The 18,448-nt window shown below is 61.7% G+C and carries 15 protein-coding genes and 2 pseudogenes; 7 read left to right on the top strand and 10 right to left on the bottom strand.

The genetic code is table 11. From position 1 onward, the window contains the following. Positions 1–208: 208 nt before the first annotated feature. Positions 209–3,073: an AAA domain-containing protein gene (locus IEX97_RS11325; RefSeq protein ID WP_229776842.1), complete on the top strand. Its 2,865-nt coding sequence runs from the start codon at positions 209–211 to the stop codon at positions 3,071–3,073. Positions 3,074–3,242: 169 nt separating this feature from the next. Here the strand turns inward: IEX97_RS11325 and IEX97_RS13610 are convergent. Further along, positions 3,243–3,410, bottom strand: a pseudogene (locus tag IEX97_RS13610) (IS1634 family transposase); the annotation flags it as partial. A 282-nt stretch (positions 3,411–3,692) separates the two neighbouring features. Here IEX97_RS13610 and IEX97_RS11320 point away from each other — a divergent pair. After that, the gene (locus tag IEX97_RS11320) at positions 3,693–4,940 is read left to right on the top strand and encodes an MFS transporter (protein WP_229776841.1); all 1,248 of its coding nucleotides are present in this window, start codon (positions 3,693–3,695) and stop codon (positions 4,938–4,940) included. Between the two features lie 113 nt (positions 4,941–5,053). Continuing rightward, positions 5,054–5,767 carry an NlpC/P60 family protein gene (locus IEX97_RS11315; protein ID WP_229776840.1) on the top strand — a complete coding sequence of 238 codons (714 nt, stop codon included), beginning with the start codon at positions 5,054–5,056 and terminating at the stop codon, positions 5,765–5,767. A gap of 2 nt (positions 5,768–5,769) precedes the next feature. On the opposite strand, the gene IEX97_RS11310 is transcribed toward IEX97_RS11315, so the two are convergent. Further along, the gene (locus tag IEX97_RS11310) at positions 5,770–6,528 is read right to left on the bottom strand and encodes a sensor histidine kinase (protein WP_188883117.1); all 759 of its coding nucleotides are present in this window, start codon (positions 6,526–6,528) and stop codon (positions 5,770–5,772) included. Positions 6,529–6,765: 237 nt separating this feature from the next. Here IEX97_RS11310 and IEX97_RS11305 point away from each other — a divergent pair, with 237 nt between their 5' ends. Continuing rightward, positions 6,766–7,458: a response regulator gene (locus IEX97_RS11305; protein ID WP_188883116.1), complete on the top strand. Its 693-nt coding sequence runs from the start codon at positions 6,766–6,768 to the stop codon at positions 7,456–7,458. Here IEX97_RS11305 and IEX97_RS11300 read toward each other — a convergent pair. From IEX97_RS11300 to IEX97_RS11290, 3 genes are all read right to left on the bottom strand, one after another. Continuing rightward, positions 7,422–8,624 carry an MFS transporter gene (locus IEX97_RS11300; RefSeq protein WP_229776843.1) on the bottom strand — a complete coding sequence of 401 codons (1,203 nt, stop codon included), beginning with the start codon at positions 8,622–8,624 and terminating at the stop codon, positions 7,422–7,424. The two genes, IEX97_RS11305 and IEX97_RS11300, sit on opposite strands and share 37 nt — an antisense overlap. Before the next feature lie 27 nt (positions 8,625–8,651). Beyond that, entirely contained in the window at positions 8,652–9,233 is a 582-nt protein-coding gene (locus IEX97_RS11295) for a hypothetical protein (protein WP_188883114.1), read from the bottom strand. A 255-nt stretch (positions 9,234–9,488) separates the two neighbouring features. Beyond that, on the bottom strand, positions 9,489–9,728 hold the full coding sequence (locus IEX97_RS11290) for an indolepyruvate ferredoxin oxidoreductase subunit alpha (protein WP_188883113.1): 240 nt from the start codon (positions 9,726–9,728) through the stop codon (positions 9,489–9,491). A gap of 240 nt (positions 9,729–9,968) precedes the next feature. On the opposite strand from IEX97_RS11290, the gene IEX97_RS11285 reads away from it, so the two are divergent. Together IEX97_RS11285 and IEX97_RS11280 are read left to right on the top strand one after the other, a co-directional pair. Then, positions 9,969–11,939 carry a YjhG/YagF family D-xylonate dehydratase gene (locus IEX97_RS11285; RefSeq protein ID WP_188883112.1) on the top strand — a complete coding sequence of 657 codons (1,971 nt, stop codon included), beginning with the start codon at positions 9,969–9,971 and terminating at the stop codon, positions 11,937–11,939. 113 nt (positions 11,940–12,052) lie between these two features. Then, positions 12,053–13,198 (top strand): GNAT family N-acetyltransferase, encoded by a 1,146-nt coding sequence (locus IEX97_RS11280; protein WP_188883110.1) that lies wholly within the window; start codon positions 12,053–12,055, stop codon positions 13,196–13,198. Between the two features lie 32 nt (positions 13,199–13,230). Here the strand turns inward: IEX97_RS11280 and IEX97_RS11275 are convergent, their stop codons facing one another. Continuing rightward, positions 13,231–14,277 (bottom strand): Tle-like phospholipase domain-containing protein, encoded by a 1,047-nt coding sequence (locus tag IEX97_RS11275; RefSeq protein WP_188883108.1) that lies wholly within the window; start codon positions 14,275–14,277, stop codon positions 13,231–13,233. Positions 14,278–14,476: 199 nt separating this feature from the next. Between IEX97_RS11275 and IEX97_RS11270 the strand changes: the two genes are divergently transcribed. Then, the gene (locus IEX97_RS11270; protein ID WP_188883106.1) at positions 14,477–15,112 is read left to right on the top strand and encodes an SGNH/GDSL hydrolase family protein; all 636 of its coding nucleotides are present in this window, start codon (positions 14,477–14,479) and stop codon (positions 15,110–15,112) included. 92 nt (positions 15,113–15,204) lie between these two features. Here IEX97_RS11270 and IEX97_RS11265 read toward each other — a convergent pair. The 4 genes and pseudogenes from IEX97_RS11265 to IEX97_RS11250 form a co-directional block, all read right to left on the bottom strand. Then, a pseudogene (locus IEX97_RS11265) lies at positions 15,205–15,441 on the bottom strand (hypothetical protein); the annotation flags it as partial. 14 nt (positions 15,442–15,455) lie between these two features. After that, entirely contained in the window at positions 15,456–16,385 is a 930-nt protein-coding gene (locus tag IEX97_RS11260; RefSeq protein WP_188883105.1) for a fumarylacetoacetate hydrolase family protein, read from the bottom strand. Between the two features lie 102 nt (positions 16,386–16,487). Beyond that, positions 16,488–17,924, bottom strand: a complete 1,437-nt coding sequence (locus tag IEX97_RS11255) for an aldehyde dehydrogenase family protein (RefSeq protein WP_188883104.1) — start codon at positions 17,922–17,924, stop codon at positions 16,488–16,490. A gap of 30 nt (positions 17,925–17,954) precedes the next feature. Then, positions 17,955–18,448: UxaA family hydrolase (locus tag IEX97_RS11250; RefSeq protein ID WP_188883103.1), on the bottom strand; the 494-nt coding region annotated here is incomplete at its 5' end.

The raw sequence follows: 18,448 nt of genomic DNA, 5'->3' as shown, positions 1-18,448 counted from the left end.
ACCTGGAACAGCGGCTCCGCCTTCTTTTTTACGTCATTTGGGCCAGGTTTCTGGGGTATGGTGGGGCTGGTAGCGGATCACTGATGCTGGCTTGAACGTTTCTGGAAAGGCTTCCGGGACAACAGAGCACGAGCATGTGCTGTAGGGGTCAGATGAAAGACTTGTTCAGCAGACCCTAATTATCGATGTAAGTGATCTTCTCGGAGACATGACCTATGAGCGTTTGCAGGAGCGATTGGTGGACCTTCGAAACATCATTGAGCTCATGGAAAAGTTCGATGCATCGAACTATCCGTGGAGTGAGCGTAACAGCTTCGCAAAGTTTACCAACCGCCATCATATGGAACTACAAGAATTGACGTATCGCATAGTTAAGTATTCAGAACGTGGAAAAGAAATTGTTAGTTCGACGAATTTTGAATATCATCCACTACACTATTTGCGTAACCGAGACGGACTTGAAGCACTTCAAAAGTGCGTGCAGATTCTCAGTGGGACGAACCTTTTCAAGCACGTTCACATGTTTTACACGGATGAAGATCGGGAATTTGAACATGAAGACCAGGTGCGTCGCGTTAAAAAACTCCATGCAGACCTTTCGGAGCGATTGAGTAAGGTAAAACAATTGGCGGCGCCCATCGATCATCTGTCACATTTAGAGGCAAAGATCTGGGCGGAAAAGATTGACCAATTTCTGGCGATGCAACAAAAAGTCACCCGTTTTCTGTCTGCATCGTGGTATGGGCTCAAAAAGGAAATTCGGGACCACTGTACTGCCCACCAAGTGCTATTTGATGGAAATGCCGTTCGCAAGTATCGTTCATCAATCGAGGCGCTCCTGCAATTTGAAGACATGAGAGCTGATGCCGCAAAGTTTGCATTCTTTGTCGATGTGCCTGCCTCGAACGACGTCGAGGATTGGGAGCTTTGGTTGCGTCGTAAACAACATGCAATAGAGTTTCTCGAGCTATATGTTGAGGCGCAGTCGTGTTTTGGTGAGTGGTTATCGGACATTGTTACTAAAGAGGACCTCGATAAGCTGCTACAAAACGATTTCATACAAAAAGTGCAATATGCGATTGAACTTGCGGAGCTAACAGAGCGTCTACATTCTGATTTCGAGAAACTGAAAGTTTACTTGAAACCAGAAGTGGTGGAAGGTCTTATTCGTGAAACTGATAGTGGTATCTATGATGTTGCGAGATATGTAACACTCGCGAATACGGTTAGTGACTTTGATAATTTGGTTCGCTTGGATCAACTGAAAGAGCAGTTGGATGGAGTTAATCAGACGTTGATTGCACGGTGTCAAGCCAAGGCTCCGATGGACCAGACACCGAACGCTATGGAGCAATGGACCAAAATCATTGAGAACAGTTTTTACCACGCGTGGATTGATGCGATAGAAGCTGAGGAACCGCACGTAACCGAGGTTTCAACCGAGATGTACTTAAACAATCGCAGACAGTACGCAAAGATGCTGCTGGAGAAACGAAAAAGAGTTCCAGCATTTATTGACGCACGTTTGGCACAGCAATCAATGACGATTCAACGTTCGGTGCGCACGAAGCTGAAGAGTGAGGCAAGCAAACGACGTAAACTCAAACCGCTCCGCCAGGTAATTAGTGCATTTCACGAGGATATTCTCACTTTACTTCCTTGTTGGCTGTGTACACCGGACGCGGTCAGTGCTATCTTTCCGCCAGTGAACGGACTGTTTGACTTGGTCATCTTCGACGAAGCATCACAGTGTCCGGTCGAGAATGCCATTCCCGCCATTTACCGGGGCAAGCAAGTTGTAATAGCGGGTGATGAGAAGCAATTGCCGCCAACGAACCTCTTTCGTGTCGGGGAAGAAGACGATGAGGAGGAAGGTGAAACCCTCGATTACGTCGACCGAACGGATCGACAGGCTGCCCACTTGTTAGAATGGGCTAAGCCGCGCATGGCGGATGTATGGCTAACCTGGCATTATCGCTCGGAACATGACGCCCTCATTACATTCTCGAACTACGCTTTCTACGGTCAACGGATGCAAACAGCCCCTGTGGCACATGCATCGACAGGCAAACCGATCGAGTTTATTCGGGTCAACGGGAAATGGATTAACAACCAAAACAGAGTGGAAGCCGAACAAATCGTCGATAAGGTCATTGAACTCCTGTCTCAAAACGAAGAGGTTCCAACACTCGGGATCATTACGTTCAACGCTGCACAGGCAGACCTCATCAATGATGTGTTGGACGAACGGGCGCAGAAAGACCCAGAGGTTCAAAAGCTCATTGACAATGCCAAGCAGCGCAAAGATGGCGACCAGTTTGTCGGGCTTTTTGTAAAGAACATTGAAAACGTACAGGGTGACGAACGCGACATTATCCTCTTCTCTGTCGCGTATGCCCCCGATGAACACAAGAAGATGGTTAGTCAGTTTGGCTCGCTGTCGCAAGAAGGAGGCGAGAACCGTCTCAACGTTGCCATCACGCGGGCAAGGAAAAAGGTGTACATTGTGTGCTCTTTTGAGCCGACTGAGTGGACGCGGGTAGACACCTACACCAGCCGGGGACCAAAGCTCCTTAAGAAGTACCTGGAGTATGCCAAGGCGGTGTCGGACGGCGACGAAGAACGGATTCGCCAAGTGCTCGACAGCATCTTGGATGCGACTTCTGTTCAGGACATTGGTGATCAAACGATTTACGATAGTCCATTTGAAGAAGAGGTCGCCCGTGCCTTACGGAGCCTTGGTTACACGGTACATACTCAAGTCGGATTCTCTGGATATCGGATCGACCTTGCAGTCGTCCATCCGAAGGATCCGGAGCGATACATCTTAGCAATTGAGTGTGACGGAGCAACGTATCACTCTTCAAAGATCGCGCGAGAACGTGATTTTTATCGTCAGAAGTTCTTAGAACAGCGTGGGTGGAAGGTTCATCGGGTATGGAGTAGAAACTGGTGGAAAGCAAAACAGAAGGAACTGGAAAAGATTCAAGAGCGAATTAGCCTCATTTTAGGACGGCATGATGTGTATGATTTGAATGCGTCCCGACAAAAGCGCACAGGTAGTGGAATCTAATCTAAGGTACTCACAATAACTCACAATAACTTAGGATCGTGTCCGAGTATTCAACCGTGTAAAAACTTATGGCACTATATATCATCGCTGTTCTTAACCTTAAGTTTGACACCACTCTTCTTGATGGCTGCGAACTCATCGCCGACAAAGCGGCGTATGCTGTCGTGTCGGCGAGGCGGCGGACGGCGTCGAGGTCCAATTGGTCCTCCCGGCCGAAGGTGTAGAGGACCTTGGCTCGCGGCTGGCCGGTCTTGGGATCATGGTAATTATGAGCCAGCTGGACGTAACTGGTGACAGAACCGTCTTTGTTTTTGCGGTGGATGGTTCGGATATACATGGCTACACAATATCACCTTACATCTGCACCACAGATTAAACCATTTAACTATAGGGTGTAACTAACTGTCGAACTCGTGTAGGATCGTATTGGAATATATATTCAACATAAAGTAGTATTCAAGACGTTTATTGTGATATGTGAATCGTTTTGCGCATGCGAAGCATACCTGACAACCCACACCATGCTTTTGGACGCGTGCGCTTCCCATTCTATATCGTGGGGTGATATATTTCGTATACAGTACATTTCGTTTGGCGTTTCATTTGAGGAGGCAGGTCCATGGCAGAGGCGAACGCATGGCAGCGCACCTTGTGGGTGATGGCGGTGGTCCAATGCATCATGATGATGGCGTTTTCAAGCAGCGGGCCGTTTCTGGCGCTGTACGTGGAGCAGCTTGGTGTGAAGTCCCCGCAGGCGGTGGACATGTGGACCGGCCTCATCGCCAGTGCCAACTTCCTGATGTCGGCCGTCATGTCACCCGTTTGGGGCGCCGTGGCGGACCGCCGCGGGCGCAAGCTGATGGTCATGCGGGCCACCATCGCGATCGCGCTGTTCACATGTGGGATGGGACTTTGCCGCAACGTGTGGGAACTGCTGGCCACCCGGATGCTGCAAGGTGCGTTCAGCGGTTACTCGGCGGCGGCCGTGGCGTTGGTGGCGACGCTGGTCCCCGAAGAGAAGCTTGGTTTTGCGCTCGGGTGGCTGCAGTCGGCCGCCATGATCGGTTCCTTGACCGGGCCGCTCGTGGGTGGCTTGGTCTCGGACTGGGTGCACAGCTACCGGGTGGTGTTCTTCTTGACCTCCGGCTTCGCTTGCGCCGCGTTTTTCATCACGTGGCTGTGCATTCGCGAGGCGTTTGCCCCGCCGCGTGAGCCAATCCGGCGCAAACCCTCCCTCATCGAACAATTCCGCGCTGTCCGCGCGCTGCGATCCGTGCGCGCGATGTTCCTCGTCCTCTTCGTCGCCCAGTTCTCGGTCATGAGCGTGCAGCCTGTGCTGCCGGTATTTGTCAAAGCGTTGACGAGCCATACCGGACACCTGGGCACGCTGGCCGGTTCGGCGTTCGCCATCACTGGGCTGGCGGATCTCATCGCCTCCCCGTTTTTGGGGAAACGGAGCGACACGCTGGGTTACCGGCGGGTCCTCACCATCTGCATGACAGGCGCCGCGCTGTGCTATCTGCCGCAGGCATGGGCGACGAGCATCTGGATGTTCATTGCCGCACGCTTTGGCCTGGGTTTGTTTGTCGGCGGCATTATCCCTACCGCCAACGCCTTGGTGGGCCGTTCGGTGCCCAGCGCCCAGCGCGGGCAAGTGTATGGGTTCACGAGCAGCGCCACGTTCCTCGGCAGTTTCGCCGGACCGCTCCTGGGCGGCTTGGGCAGTGCGGTGTTTGGCATCCGCTGGATGCTGGGCTTTGTCTGCGCCCTTTACCTGCTCAACATGCTGTGGGTGCGTTGGCAGGTGGTCGATCCGCCGCGCGCGCCGGCATCCAACGTGGCGCAGGAAACACAGGGCGAGCGCTGACGCGTCAGCTGCCAAAAAGTGTGCGTTTCCGAACCAGTTTCACCATATTATACTTTTCCTATCACATCCTTGCGATGTACACCTGTACAGGCAGCGCATCTGGGAGGGAGCTTATGAAGAGACGGTACATCGCGATCGCGTCCGCGCTCACCCTGAGCATGTCGTGTGTAACCGCTTTCGCCGCACCTTCTGCGGCGCCCGCCGCACCGTCGGCGTCCGGTGCCACGGTGAACGCCCAGAGCACCTCTTCTGAGGTGCCCCTGCCGTATCCAACGCAATACGTGGTGCAACCGGGCGATACGATGTTCAAAATTGCCCAGCAGGTAGGTGTCTCGCTCGCAGCGCTGGAAGCGGCGAACCCGCAGATCAAGAATTTCAACGTGATTTGGCCGGGGATGACCATCCGGCTGCCCTTGACAGCCCATCAGCAAAAGGTGAACGCCATCCTCGCGACCGCGGTTTCGCTCATCGGCACGCCGTATCAATGGGGGGGCGATCAACCGCAGACCGGGTTCGATTGCTCGGGCTTCGTGGCATACGTGTATGCGCAGAACGGGATCATCCTGCCGCGCACCAGCCATGACCAAGCGACGGTGGGCACCCCGGTGGCCATCCGCGACTTGGCGCCCGGAGATCTCATCTTTCTTGCAGACACGTACCCGAATGCTTGGCCGAACCATGTCACCCACGTGGGCATCTACGCCGGCAACGGCAGCATGATTGAATCGACATCCGTGGCCAACCGCGGTGTCGTGCTGGTCCGCAACATCTTCCAATCCTCTTATTACATGAGCCACTACTGGGGCGCCCGCCGCGTCATCCCATGATGTCATAGCGGGATGTCGACGGTGACCTCGGTCCCGGCGCCCGGGGCTGAGGTCACTTGCAACGTCCCGCCGAGGAGTTGGCAGCGTTCGCGCATCGTCCGCATGCCGAAATGCCGGTGCGGTTCCTCGCCAAAGGGTGCAGTACAGCGGGCGTTCTCCCTGCGGTCGGGGTGATTTTCCACGGCGTTGTCCGCGGTGGCTTCCGGCGGGACAAACCCCTTGCCGTCATCGGCCACCACCAAACGCAGTTGGCGCGTCGTGCCCTGGTAGGTCAACGCCACGCGCACGTTGCGGGCATCTGCGTGTTTGCGGACGTTCGCCAGCGCTTCCTGCAGCACCTTGGCCAGTTGATTGTTCACATACGGGTCCGTTTGTGCCGGTACCCCCTCATGATGGAACGCCACCGCAATCCCGGTACGCGCTTGAAACTCCTTGAGGTACCGTGCCACGAATGCCACCAAGTCGGCGTCCGCATGGAAGGTCAGATCGTACATCGCATGGCGCAAGGCGTCGTAACACTGGTCGAGCACCTCAGTGATGCGCGCCACTTCCTTGCGCAGCGCGCGCTCGTCCAATGTGGTGTCGGAACACAGGGCCTTCAACTGCATGTTGGCGTAGGCAAGGTCTTGAACGACGCCATCGTGCAGATCGCGTGCCAAGCGGCGGCGTTCTTCCAGGATATATCGCAACGCTTCTTGTCTGCTGGTGAGCTCCTCGTGCCGGATGGCATGATGTCCATTTCGCAACGCACGCTCGTTCATCCGCATCCCCTCATCTTCGCACGCATGCGTCTGCGACGTTCCCATTCCCAACGTTCCCTTTCCCTATCATAGTCTGTCTGGACTATCCGGGATAGGCAGATTGGACGATATTCTTGAACGAAGCTTGACGGCTTCGGGGATCCGATTGGATGGTGCGGTGCGGGCCGAGATGTCGTATGATGATTGTATCCGCATGTGGACGGAACGCATGTCTGTTGGCAGGGGGGCGATGGACGCATGTCCGACTCACAGGCGCCGGCCATTCGCGTGTTGGTGGTCGACGACCATGAACTGTTCCGTCAGGGCGTATGTGCCATTCTCAGCCGCACACCCGACATTCAGGTCGTCGGCGAAGCGCCCAATGGCCAGGTGGCGGTGGCGCTGTGCGGCGAACTGCGGCCGGACGTGGTGTTGATGGACATCAACATGCCGGTGTGCGACGGTCTCACCGCGACGCGACAGATTGTGCAGAAGTACCCGGGGACGAAGATCCTCATCCTCACCGTGTCGGATACGGAAGAAATGCTGTTTGAGGCAGTCAAATCGGGTGCGTCCGGTTACGTTCTGAAAAACGCCAGCCCGACGGACGTGGTGGACGGGGTGCGCCGCGTCAGCGCCGGCGAGCCGGTGATCCCCGGCAACCTCGCGATGCAGATCATCACCGAGTTTTCACGCCCTGCCCGCCCGGTGTCCCAGCAGAAACACCCTGTGGATCAGCTGACGGAGCGCGAGCTGGAGGTGTTGCGCCTGCTTTCCACCGGCGCGACCAACAAGGATATCGCCGCGCGCCTGTACATCAGCGAAAACACCGTGCGCAACCACGTGCGCAACATCCTCGAGAAACTGCATCTGAGCAACCGGGTGCAGGCGGCCGCATACGCGTTGCGGGAGGGCTACACCTTGCCGGAAACCGAAGCCGAAGACGAATGACGCGGCCACAGCCGCCACAGCCAACGCGGCGCCCGTGTGAACAACAGGGAGCCGACGAGCAGGGCGGTGGCGAGCCGAACACACGACAGCCAGATGAACGCATGCCTGGCATCGGTGTGCGCGAGGACGACCGCCGTCAGGAGGGGCGCCAAACCGTTGCCCAGGTTCTGCACAAGCTGGTAATCTGATAAGAATGCCAGGTCGTCCGGCTGGTGTTTCGCTTCGGTGACCGCGAGCGTCTGCTGGGCCACATCGTAGAAGGAGAACGCCACACCGAGCAGGATCTGCAGGGCGAGGATGTATGCGTATTCACGCCGGAGTGTGTAAAAGAGCGGGACGACCGCCATGACGGCGCACGCGGCGACAATCACCGTCCGCGGGCCCACCCGTTGCAGCCCCTTTTGCATCCAGGGCATCGCCAGGGTGGAGATGAGACCGCTCATCACGCCGAACCATCCTATCTGCAGGTTGCTCAGGTGCAACACGTTGACGTGGTAGATGGTCCACAGGGGCCCGAATACGGCGATGCTGCCGCTTGCCAGCCACATGGCGAACAAAAGGCGGCTCGGCCGGCGCAACGGCAGAACCCATCGGAAACGGACAGGCCGGCGCTCACGCGGTGCGAGGCCGGCGATGATGTTCATGCCCGTGAAGGTCGCGATGGCTCCCGTCACCATGCAGATCACGTAGTTGTAAGGAAAGATGGCCTGGTGGACGTCGAGAAACCGTCCGATGACGTACGATCCGACGACGGTCACCACGATGGCGATGACCTTCGTGCGGCTGAACAGCTTTGGCACCGCCTCCTCGTCGATCACGTTCTTCACCAAGGCCGGCTGCTGAACCGACGTGATCATGACGAACATGGCATTGAACACCCAGAACCCGAGCAGCCAGACGACCGGGTGGGGCAAAAGCGGTGAGAACGCCATGCCCAAAAACGCGAGCTGCCGCAGGACGCCCGAGGTGTAATACACGCGGCGCGTCAGCGGCAGCTGGCGGGTGATGAACGCGAGGGAGAACGCGCAACACAGGGCAGGCAGCGAGTTGGACAGCGAGATCTCGAACGGCGTCGCGCCCAACTTGGCGATGAGCACCGGCAGGTACATGAAAAACGCCACGTTTTTGACGTTCTGCAGAAACGCGTCCACGTAGAACCTGGTCATCGTGCGCACCGGCAGCTCCCCCTTCGCTCAACGTCCTTCGCCCGCGCGGTCGCGTTGCTCCATCTCACGGAACAGCGCCTCCAGGCGGGAGAGTTCCTGGGTGGCCTGCTGCAGCGCTTGGTTCTCCCGGCTGCCTTCTTCGTCGTGCAGCGGAAAGAGCAAAAAGCGGATGGCCGCGAGCGACGTGCGGATCTCGTTCACCACCGCCCACGGCAGGACCTGCGGGGCATGCGGATCGGCGGCTTGTTCTTGGCGCACTTTCTGCATTTTGTGCTGATACCCAAGCCAAGCGCTGCAACCGGCTCCGATGACCTCGATGATGAGATTGCTGATGGAAAAACCGTGCTCCAACGAGATGGCCACGCTGAACCCCACGCTGAGCGCGCCCACGCAAACGGCCGGGGTGAGCCCCAAAAAGTAACCGACGGCTCCCGCGGCGGCCATGCGCAGCACAATGGCGCTTTGGTGGGTGGATAACGCCCAGAGCGCCAGGCCAGCGGTGACGAGCGCCGTCGTCAAGTTGGCGTGTGACTGCACGAACGTGACGAGCTTTTGATCCGCGCGCGCGATTGCGGTGCGGACCCGTCCGGCCAAGCGCCGAATCTCCATGTCCGACATCTCCGTTCCGGGCAGACGGTGTGATCCGCTTTCCATCCTACCCCTGTGCGCTCCGTTTGAGAAGACCGAAAGCAACGAAAGCGCATGGTCCGTTTGGACCATGCGCTTTCGGAGTAAGCCTTGCCAACGAGAACGGGGACGAGGTGTCCCCTCTTGCTGGAAAGGCTCTCCCTTGCGTCCCTGCCGTGGCATCATGCAAGCGACCGCCGGCATGCACGACGAAGGGCGCGCAAACAGGTGGTGTCGTCATGCCGATTGGAAGAACCGGCGGTTGATCTCTATCCACTCCTGCTCTTCTTCCGGCACGTCGTCCTCGTGGTAAATGGCGGCCACGGGACAGACTGGCTCGCAGGCACCGCAGTCGATGCACACATCCGGGTTGATGAGATACGTCTCGCCCGCGTCGTGGATGGCATCGACCGGGCAAGCCTCGACGCACTCCGCAGCCTTTTCGCCAATGCATGGTGAGGTGATCACGAACGCCATGGCGCATCGTCCCTTCTTCCTGCAGGATAAGACACGAGGAGAGGAAGCCGTTTGTGCTTCCCGAGTACAATTCTAACGAGAAGGAAATGCCGCGTGTTGTGGAAAAGATCACACGGACATGAAAGGTGGGTGGGGCGAGGACGGCGGGTGGGACGGGTGATGAACGGGATGGGCCATGCATTCATTTCAGGGAAGGGGCCAGCGGATCATACCGCCGGCCCTCGGAGAGGAAGCGGTGGAATGAGGGAACACTTAGCGAGGATATACGCCCCGGTGTCCGAAGACATGTACGACATCGCGACGCACGCGCCTGGCCCGGCAGGGCGCCTGCCGCTGACGGCAAAGCTTCTGCGCGAGGCGCCGAGCGGACACCTCTTCGGTTGGACGCAAAACGTGGGGATGGGTTGGCGGCCGGATCGGCTGCTCGGGCCGGAGGTGCTCATCCTCAGCACCCAGGGCGGACTGCGGGCGGAGGACGGCACGCCCCTGGCCTTGGGATACCACACGGGGCACTGGGAGGTGGGGCTGCTGGTGCGTGCGGCGGCGGACGAGTTGCGGAGCCTTGGCGCCATCCCGTTTGCGGCGGCCGTTTCCGATCCCTGTGACGGGCGCTCCCAGGGCACCCCGGCGATGTTCGATTCCCTGCCGTACCGCAACGACGCGGCGATGGTATTGCGGCGCCTCATCCGCTCGTTGCCGACGCGGCAGGCGGTCATCGGCGTGGCAACGTGCGACAAGGGGCTGCCGGCGATGATGATGGCGCTTGCGGCGATGCACGGCCTGCCGTGCGTGGTCGTGCCGGGCGGCGTGACGCTGCCCCCGACGCGGGGGGAAGACGCCGGCAAGGTGCAGACCATCGGGGCGCGGTTCGCGCACGGCGAGATCACCCTGGAGGAAGCGGCGGAGGTGGGTTGCCGCGCGTGTGCGACGCCGGGCGGGGGATGCCAGTTTCTCGGCACCGCGGCCACGTCGCAGGTGGTGGCCGAGGCGCTCGGCTTGGCCCTGCCGCACTCGGCGCTCGCGCCCTCCGGCCAGCCGATTTGGGAGGCCATCGGCCGCCAGTCGGCGCGGGCGGTGCTCCGGCTCATCGAACAAGGGTGGTCGACGCGCGACATTGTGACCGACGCCGCGGTGCGCAACGCGATGGCGGTGCACGCGGCGTTCGGCGGATCGACCAACCTGCTGTTGCACATCCCGGCCATCGCCCACGCGGCCGGTTGCCGGGTCCCCACCGTCGCCGACTGGACGGAGGTCAACCGCGCGGTGCCGCGCCTGGTGAGCGTGCTGCCCAACGGGCCGGTGCACCACCCGACGGTGCGGGTGTTTTTGGCGGGCGGCGTGCCGGAGGTGATGCTCCACCTGCGCCGGCTCGGCCTCGTCGACACCTCGGCGCGGACGGTGGCGGGATGCACGTGGGACGAGGTGCTCGACTGGTGGGAGGCGTCCGAGCGGCGGGCGCGCGTCCGCCAGCGGCTTGCGGCCGACGGCGTGGACCCGGACGACGTCATCCTCCCGCCGGAAAAAGCCCGTGCCCGCGGCCTCACCTCGACCGTCACCTTCCCCGTCGGCAACATTGCGCCGGAAGGGGCGGTCATCAAGTCGGCCGCGATCGACGATTCGGTGGTGGATGAACACGGGGTGTATCACCACCTGGGCCGGGCGAAGGTATTCACGTCGGAGCGGGACGCCATCGCCGCCATCAAGAACGGCGACATCCAGGCGGGGGACATCCTCGTCCTCATCGGGCGCGGCCCGTCCGGCACGGGGATGGAGGAGACGTACCAACTCACTTCCGCGTTGCGCCACCTGCCGTTCGGCAAGCACGTCACGCTCATCACGGATGCCCGCTTCTCCGGCGTCTCGACCGGGGCGTGCATCGGACACGTCGGACCGGAGGCGCTGTGCGGCGGGCCCATCGGGAAGCTCAGGGATGGGGACTGGATAGAGGTACGTATCGACCGGGTGCGCTTGGAAGGGCGGATTGACTTCGTCGGCGAGGGAGACCGCCGCTATACACCGGAGGAAGGCGCGGCGGTGTTGGCCGCGCGTCCTCCGCATCCTGGTCTGGCACCGGATCCGGAGCTGCCGGACGACACGCGCCTGTGGGCGGCGCTGCAGGCTGTGAGCGGCGGTACCTGGCGGGGGGCGGTGTACGACGTGGAGCGGATTTTGGCGGTCATCCAGGCGGGGCAAAAGGCGCTTGACGGATGATGGAAGGCATGCGGCGCGGACGGGGCATGGGTCAAGGTCAACCCGCGCCGCAGCTGGCAAAGGTCGCTGACCAGGCCACAAGGAATCCAACGGGTGATGCGGAGGGAGAAAAGATGGCGGCGGAAAAGATCGAATTTGCGCGGGCGCGCGCGCAAGACGTGGCGCGGTTGGGGGAGTTGTCGGACTCCGTGTTCCGTCCGCAACTCATCCCGGGCACAGGGATGCCGAAGGAGTTTCCGCTCGCGTTCTCGGCGGAAAACGCCCACAACCTGTATTTTGCGGCGGTCGACGGACGCCCGGTGAGCTTGGTGGCGTTGTATCCGTCGCGGTTGGTCGTGCCGGGCGGCCATGTCTCGGCGGTTTCGATGGGCTCGGTCTGCACCTTGCCGGAGTTTCGGGAACAACACCTGGCGTCGCAACTGATTCACCAAATCCTGACCGATTTCTCTCCGCATACGAGCCTGTTGCTGGTCTCCGGCGGACGCGGGCTGTACCGGCGGTTGGGGTGCGTGGATTTCGGCGAGCGGGTGGAGGCGGACGTGGCCTTGGCCGGGCTTCCGGCGGGCGACACCGAGTGGGTGGTGAATCCTGTCCCGGAACCGGAAGCGGAGGTCGCCGCACTTTCTCGGTTATACGCTGCCGAGCCCTACCGCTACGAGCGTTCGGAAGCGGAATTCCGCATGCTCCTTCGTTCCCTGCGGACCCCCTTGTTCCGCATGCGCCCCGTGCCGCCGCAGGTGTTTGCCGCGTGGTCACGCACCGGGGACGGGGGGATTGCCGCGTACGCCGTCGCGAGCTTTGTCCTGCACGAAGGGCGCGCAGGCGTGGAAATCTTGGAGTGGGCGGGCCGGCGCGCCGCGTGTCCGGCCATCTGGCGCTATGTGCTCTCGTACTACGGTGTCGAGGTGTTGCGGGTGCGCGGCTATGTGCACGATGAGGCGTTCCTCGACGCGTTGACGCAGGCGGAGGCCATTTTGCGGCGTGTGCCCAATCAAGGGACCATCCGGGTGCTCAACCCAAGCCGCTGCGCCATGGAGTTGCGCCCTTACGCAGCGTCGGTGTTCGGGGCGGGCTTTTCCTTCGAGCCGCGCGGCGAGGAGGCGTGGCAGGTGGTCTGGGAAGCACCGCCCGCGCTGCGCCTGCCGGAGGAACGAAAGGCCCCCTTGATCGCAGGGTGGGCGGCGTTGTCGGAATGGTTGTTCGGTTCGCAAGGGCTGTGCCTGACCTTGCCGCATACCGACGACCTCAACTACGTGTGACGGCCGCGAGGTGTGCGGCCGCCCGCGCGGCCTCAGGTGGTGTTGCGGCGCAGACGGGAGACGGCGGCACGCTGGACGGGGGGCAGATGGTCTGTCCCCTCGCGCGCTTCGAAGTAATCGGTGAAGAAGAAGTTGTACAGAGGATGGGTCATGAACGGATTGACGGTATCGGTACCGCGCAGGATATCGCAGCGCAGGTAGACGCGCGGCGCCCCGATGGGCGTCTCGAACTGGCCGATGAGGTCGCCGACAATCACGTAGTTCAAGATGAGCTTGTCATATCGTCCGCGCTCGTTGTTCTGCCACTCTTGTTTGGAGACGTACGTCCCTTCCTGAAATCCGGGCGCATTGAAGGTCGCGGTGCCGAGGAACCGGTATCTGGGCAGTTCAGGGAACCGGTGCTCATACAGGTCGAGCGAGATCCGCTCGGCGAGCCAACCGCCGAGGGAATGGCCGGTCAAAAGCACCTTCGCGTTCGGATGGCTGCGAATGACCCGGCGCACAAACGCGCGCGCCTCGGCCAGCTGATTGCCGCCGTCCATCGGAATGTGCAGGGCGATGGTGTTGAGGTCGTAGACATAATCCCCCGCGTTGCTCGATCCCCGGAACGCGATCACGATCTCGTGCGTCGCTTCGTTCTCAAACGCCACCCCGTAAAAGCCGGATGTGGCGACGTGATTCTCGCAGTCGATGGCTTTCCAATCGCCCATGGCCGAGAGGGCGTACGACAAAGGCATGTTGGCCTCGATGGTCAACATCGACGGATCGCTGACAAACGGGTTGTCTTGCGACGGCAGGGCGTCCAGCTGCGCGATGGTTCGGCCCAGCCAGTGGTCCCAGTCTGCGTAGGCGAAGTTGCTGAGAAAGAGCAGGTCGGTGACCGTCGTATGCGCGCCTGCGAAGCCGTCCTGCACAGGCTCGGCCAGACGGCGGATATCGGAAGGCGCACCCGGCACGAGCGGTGTCACCAAATCCGCATTGGCGAAAATGGTCATACCCATGCCCGTCAACCCCAGCGTGGCCAAGGCTGCGAGCAGGATCTTCGCCGAATAACGTTGGGATCTGCCACGACTTGCCATCGTACACCCCGTCGAAGCGCAGACTCGCGCGAACCGTCATCCGGTTCGCCGCCGGCGGGCGGATCGCAACCGGCAAGCCCATGAAGGGCGCTCGTTCGCACTCTTATTATAACAGTTTACGAAGCACAGGCGCCGGACATACGTTATCCTATTCGTGAAGGCACGTATCTTGAAATCGTGGGGAAGGGAGAACAACGGCATGACGCTGCGCATTGAAAACGAATCCCTCGTCCTGTTCCAGGGCGACAGCATCACCGATTGCGGCCGCCGCCGCGATCAACCGGACGACCTGGGCTTTGGCTATGCCGCGTTGGTCGCGGCTTGGTTCACGGCGAGGTATCCGGAGAAGCGGGTGCGGTTCCTCAACCGCGGCATCAGCGGGAACCGGGTGCGCGATTTGCAAGCGCGTTGGCGGGAGGACTGTATCGACCTGCGCCCGGATTGGGTATCCATTCTGATTGGCATCAACGACACCTGGCGCCGGTACGACCGCAGCGATCCGACGTCTGTGGAGGCGTTCGCGGCGGGTTATCGCGACATCCTGCGCCGCACGCGCGAAGAGCTCGGCGCCAACCTCATCCTCCTCGAACCGTTTGTCCTGCCGGTCCCGGAGGACAGGAAGCAGTGGCGGGAGGACCTGGATCCGAAGATCCACGCCGTGCGCGAGCTGGCGCGGGAGTTCGGCGCCCTGTACGTGCCGCTCGACGGGCTGTTCGCCCAGGCGAGCGCAGGTACGGACCCTGCCTTGTGGGCGCCGGACGGTGTGCATCCGTCGCTCGCCGGCCACGCCCTTATCGCGCGCGCCTGGCTGTTGGCGGTGGGGGCGGAGTTGTGAGATGATGCCGTCGCCTGGCGCGAAAGGCGACGGCATGGCCTTTCGCTTTGCACGTTGCGCGGAATCTGGCCTGACCATAAAAAGGAACATGGTTACCAAGCGGACACCCCCAACGCCGTTCTGCGATTTATGGACAAATGTCCACTTCTCGCTTCACGCTCGAGAACCTCCAAAGCGCGCTTGGCGCGGTGACGAGCGGAACGCCGCCTGTACAACCGCGCGCAAAACGACGTGAGGACTTCGATCATGTCTTGCACCAAGTCGTCCTTGACCTCGCCTGGCTCCACGACGAGAATTCGTCGGCCTTGAGCCGTCAAGGCCGCCTCGACTGACACGCGCGGCATCATTGTCCATCATGTAACGAGCAGTTCTTAACCCCTCCCGCCACGATGGGGTTGCGCAGCGTCCCTATCTCGTCCACGGTGATGTCCACCACGTCTCCCGGTTGCAGCGTGAAATCGTCCGGCGGCACGATGCCGGTGCCGGTGAACAGCACGGTGCCATCGAGGATGGGGTTGTCGCGGAGCAGGTAGGCGATGAGTTCCTCCGCGCTGCGCCGCATCTGCCGGATGGGCACCGCACCCCGGTACACCGCTTGGCCTTGACGCCAAATGACCATCTCCATCTGCCAGCTGCGCGGGTCTTGTGCGCCCGTGTTCCAAAGCAGCGCCGGCCCGTACGAACAGCTGCGGGCGAACACCTTCGCCTGCGGCAGGTAAAGGGGGTTCTCACCCTCGATGTCGCGGGAACTCAGGTCGTTGCCCAGCGTCCAGCCGACGATCTCGCCGCTTGCCGTGATGGCGACGGCCAGCTCGGGTTCAGGCACCATCCAGCGGGAGTCTTGGCGCAGGCCGAGCGGCGCCAAGGGCGGGACGACGCGCCGGCCGGTCGCCTTGAAGAACAACTCGGGCCGTTCTGCCTCATACACGCGGTCGTACACACTCTCCTGCAGCTTCGTCTCCGCGTTGCGGGCCACGCGGCTGCGCTCGTAGGTCACGCCGGCCGCCCACACCTCCTCCGCCGCCACCGGCGGCAGAAGGAGTCGGCCATCCACCAGGTCCTGCCATCGCACGCGCAGCGCTCGCTCCGCCACCTTCGCCAGCCCCGCCTCCGCAGCGATGCCGAGCGCGCGCAGCGCGCGCCAGGGCGCCAGCGGATCGGTCCACTCCGGCACAGCGCTCGTCAGCGAGACCACCTCGTCCCCGCGCAGCCAGCCGAGGTGCGGGGTGCGTGTCACCGGGTGAAGAAAGCGGATGGTGCGGATCATGGTCATCCTCCGTTTCTCGGAACATCTTCTGGTGCCGGTCTGGGCGGCCCGGGCGGCCGCCCGTCCGCTCCGGGCGGCTCCCATCGGCAGGTGACACCCGAAAGGGTGTCAACCGTAATACACGGCGCAGGTTTTCACCTGTGTGTAAAACTCGAGCGCCGCTTGGCCTTGTTCCCGCGTGTGCGAACTCGACGCTTTCATCCCGCCAAACGGCGACTGGTACTCGACGCCCGCCGTCTCCAGGTTGACTCGCACCAAGCCTGCCTCCGCCTCCTCAAGGAAGCGCAGGGCCTTCTGCAGGTCCTGGGTGAAGATGGATGCGCTCAGGCCGTAGACGGTTTGGTTGCAGAGCGCCATGGCCTCTTCAAAGCTGTCGGCGGCGAGGATGGTCGCGACCGGGCCGAAGATCTCCTCCTGCACCAGCGGGTGGTCGACCGCGACGCCGGTGGCCAGCATGGGCAGCACGTAATACCCCAAGGTCGTATCCACGTCCGTCCGGCCGCGCGCCAGCACCTGCCCGTCTTGTTCCGCCAGGCGGACATAGCTGGTCACCTTGTCGTACTGCGCCTGCGAGGCGACCGGTCCCATGTACGTTTCCGGTTCCAGTGCCGGTCCCACCCGGATGCTTGCGATGGCGTCCGCAAGGCGCGCGACCACTTCGTCGAAACAGGCGCGATCGACGATGATCCGGCTGGTGGCGGTGCACTTCTGGCCGGCGGAGCTGAACGCGCCGCTGATGAGGGCGGGGATGGTCTTGGCCAGGTCGGCGTCCCGCCACACCACCGCCGCGTTCTTGCCCCCCATTTCCGTCTGGTATTTGATGTTGCGGCTGGCACAGGCCGCGGCCACCTTGCGCCCGGTCGTGGTCGATCCGGTGAAGCTGACGCCGTCGAGATCGACCGCGTCGAGCAGTGCCTGGCCGACGGTGGCGCCTTCGCCGATCACCAGGTTGAGCACTCCGGCGGGCACGCCCGCTTCCGCCAAAAGCTCGGTCACCCGGGTGGCCGTGAGCGAGGCCATCTCCGCCGGTTTCCAGACCACGGTGTTGCCGCAGATGAGCGCAGGGGCAATCTTCCAAATCGGGATGGCCACCGGAAAGTTCCACGGCGTAATGACCCCCACCACGCCGAGCGGCACCCGCTTCGTGAACTGCAGCACGTCCTTGCCGTTGGCGGGGATGACGGACCCGATGGCGCGCACCCCTTCCGCCGCGTAGTAGCGGAGGATGTGCACCGCGCGCATCACCTCGCCGCGCATCTCGGTGATGGGCTTGCCCATCTCCGCGCTGGCGAGGCGGGCGAGGGAATCCAGGTGTTGGTGGAACAGCTCCGCCGCCTTGTAGAGCACCTCCGCCCGGGCGGCGCCGGTCATCCCCGCCCACTTCGGCAGGGCCTGGCGGGCGGCGTGGCCGGCCGCCACGGCGTCCTCCGGCCGGGAAAGGTACAGCGTGCCCAGCTGTTCCGCGGTGCGGGACGGGTTATGCACGGCCATGGTGCCGCCCGTTGGGGTATACCATTCGCCGCCAATCCAGTTGCGGCTCTCCATCCACACGTCCCTCCTCGTCGGTACGTGGTCTCATATCGTCGGGCCAATCCGGTAGAGTGCGAAGTCGTCCATGCCGAGTGCTTCCGCCGCTGTCAGCTCGCCGCTCGCGACGCGGGCCACCTGTTCCAAAAGCCGCGCGGCGTCGGACGACGTTTGCCACACCCCGTCAAACACGTCCGGCACCATGCGGTACGCCGCTTCGTCGAGCGCCCAGCGGACGATGGGTGCGAGCGGTGTGGAGAACGCGTGCGGCACATGGGTGAGGTGGATCAAGAGGTGGGCTCCGCTGGCGAGCAGTCCGGTGGCCGTCTCGAGCGGTGTCGATCCGCCTTCCATTGCGCACGCCCGCGCCACGGCCAGCTCGCCGTACGCAAGGTGGGCCACGTCCGGCGTGAAGCGGCTGAGCGCCGCGGCGAGGTGTGCCGGGACGACGATGCGCGCGCCGGCGGTCCACAGGGCGGTGAGCACGGCGGTCACGGCAGCCGCGGCGGCTGCCGCGCCATGCCCTGGGGCACCGCCGTCCG

The organism is Paenalicyclobacillus cellulosilyticus, assembly GCF_014647315.1.
In the GTDB taxonomy this organism is placed as follows: domain Bacteria; phylum Bacillota; class Bacilli; order Alicyclobacillales; family Alicyclobacillaceae; genus Alicyclobacillus_J; species Alicyclobacillus_J cellulosilyticus.
Note: the sequence above shows the minus strand (reverse complement) of the source record. Positions and strands in the feature narration are given on the sequence as shown.

Excerpts from the sequence above, each read along its gene's own strand:
- IEX97_RS11325 (WP_229776842.1), top strand. The coding sequence starts at position 209 with ATGACCTATGAGCGTTTGCAGGAGCGATTGGTGGACCTTCGAAACATC.
- IEX97_RS11320 (WP_229776841.1), top strand. The coding sequence starts at position 3,693 with ATGGCAGAGGCGAACGCATGGCAGCGCACCTTGTGGGTGATGGCGGTG.
- IEX97_RS11315 (WP_229776840.1), top strand. The coding sequence starts at position 5,054 with ATGAAGAGACGGTACATCGCGATCGCGTCCGCGCTCACCCTGAGCATG.
- IEX97_RS11310 (WP_188883117.1), bottom strand. The coding sequence starts at position 6,528 with ATGAACGAGCGTGCGTTGCGAAATGGACATCATGCCATCCGGCACGAG.
- IEX97_RS11305 (WP_188883116.1), top strand. The coding sequence starts at position 6,766 with ATGTCCGACTCACAGGCGCCGGCCATTCGCGTGTTGGTGGTCGACGAC.
- IEX97_RS11300 (WP_229776843.1), bottom strand. The coding sequence starts at position 8,624 with ATGACCAGGTTCTACGTGGACGCGTTTCTGCAGAACGTCAAAAACGTG.
- IEX97_RS11295 (WP_188883114.1), bottom strand. The coding sequence starts at position 9,233 with ATGGAGATTCGGCGCTTGGCCGGACGGGTCCGCACCGCAATCGCGCGC.
- IEX97_RS11290 (WP_188883113.1), bottom strand. The coding sequence starts at position 9,728 with ATGGCGTTCGTGATCACCTCACCATGCATTGGCGAAAAGGCTGCGGAG.
- IEX97_RS11285 (WP_188883112.1), top strand. The coding sequence starts at position 9,969 with ATGAGGGAACACTTAGCGAGGATATACGCCCCGGTGTCCGAAGACATG.
- IEX97_RS11280 (WP_188883110.1), top strand. The coding sequence starts at position 12,053 with ATGGCGGCGGAAAAGATCGAATTTGCGCGGGCGCGCGCGCAAGACGTG.
- IEX97_RS11275 (WP_188883108.1), bottom strand. The coding sequence starts at position 14,277 with ATGGCAAGTCGTGGCAGATCCCAACGTTATTCGGCGAAGATCCTGCTC.
- IEX97_RS11270 (WP_188883106.1), top strand. The coding sequence starts at position 14,477 with ATGACGCTGCGCATTGAAAACGAATCCCTCGTCCTGTTCCAGGGCGAC.
- IEX97_RS11260 (WP_188883105.1), bottom strand. The coding sequence starts at position 16,385 with ATGACCATGATCCGCACCATCCGCTTTCTTCACCCGGTGACACGCACC.
- IEX97_RS11255 (WP_188883104.1), bottom strand. The coding sequence starts at position 17,924 with ATGGAGAGCCGCAACTGGATTGGCGGCGAATGGTATACCCCAACGGGC.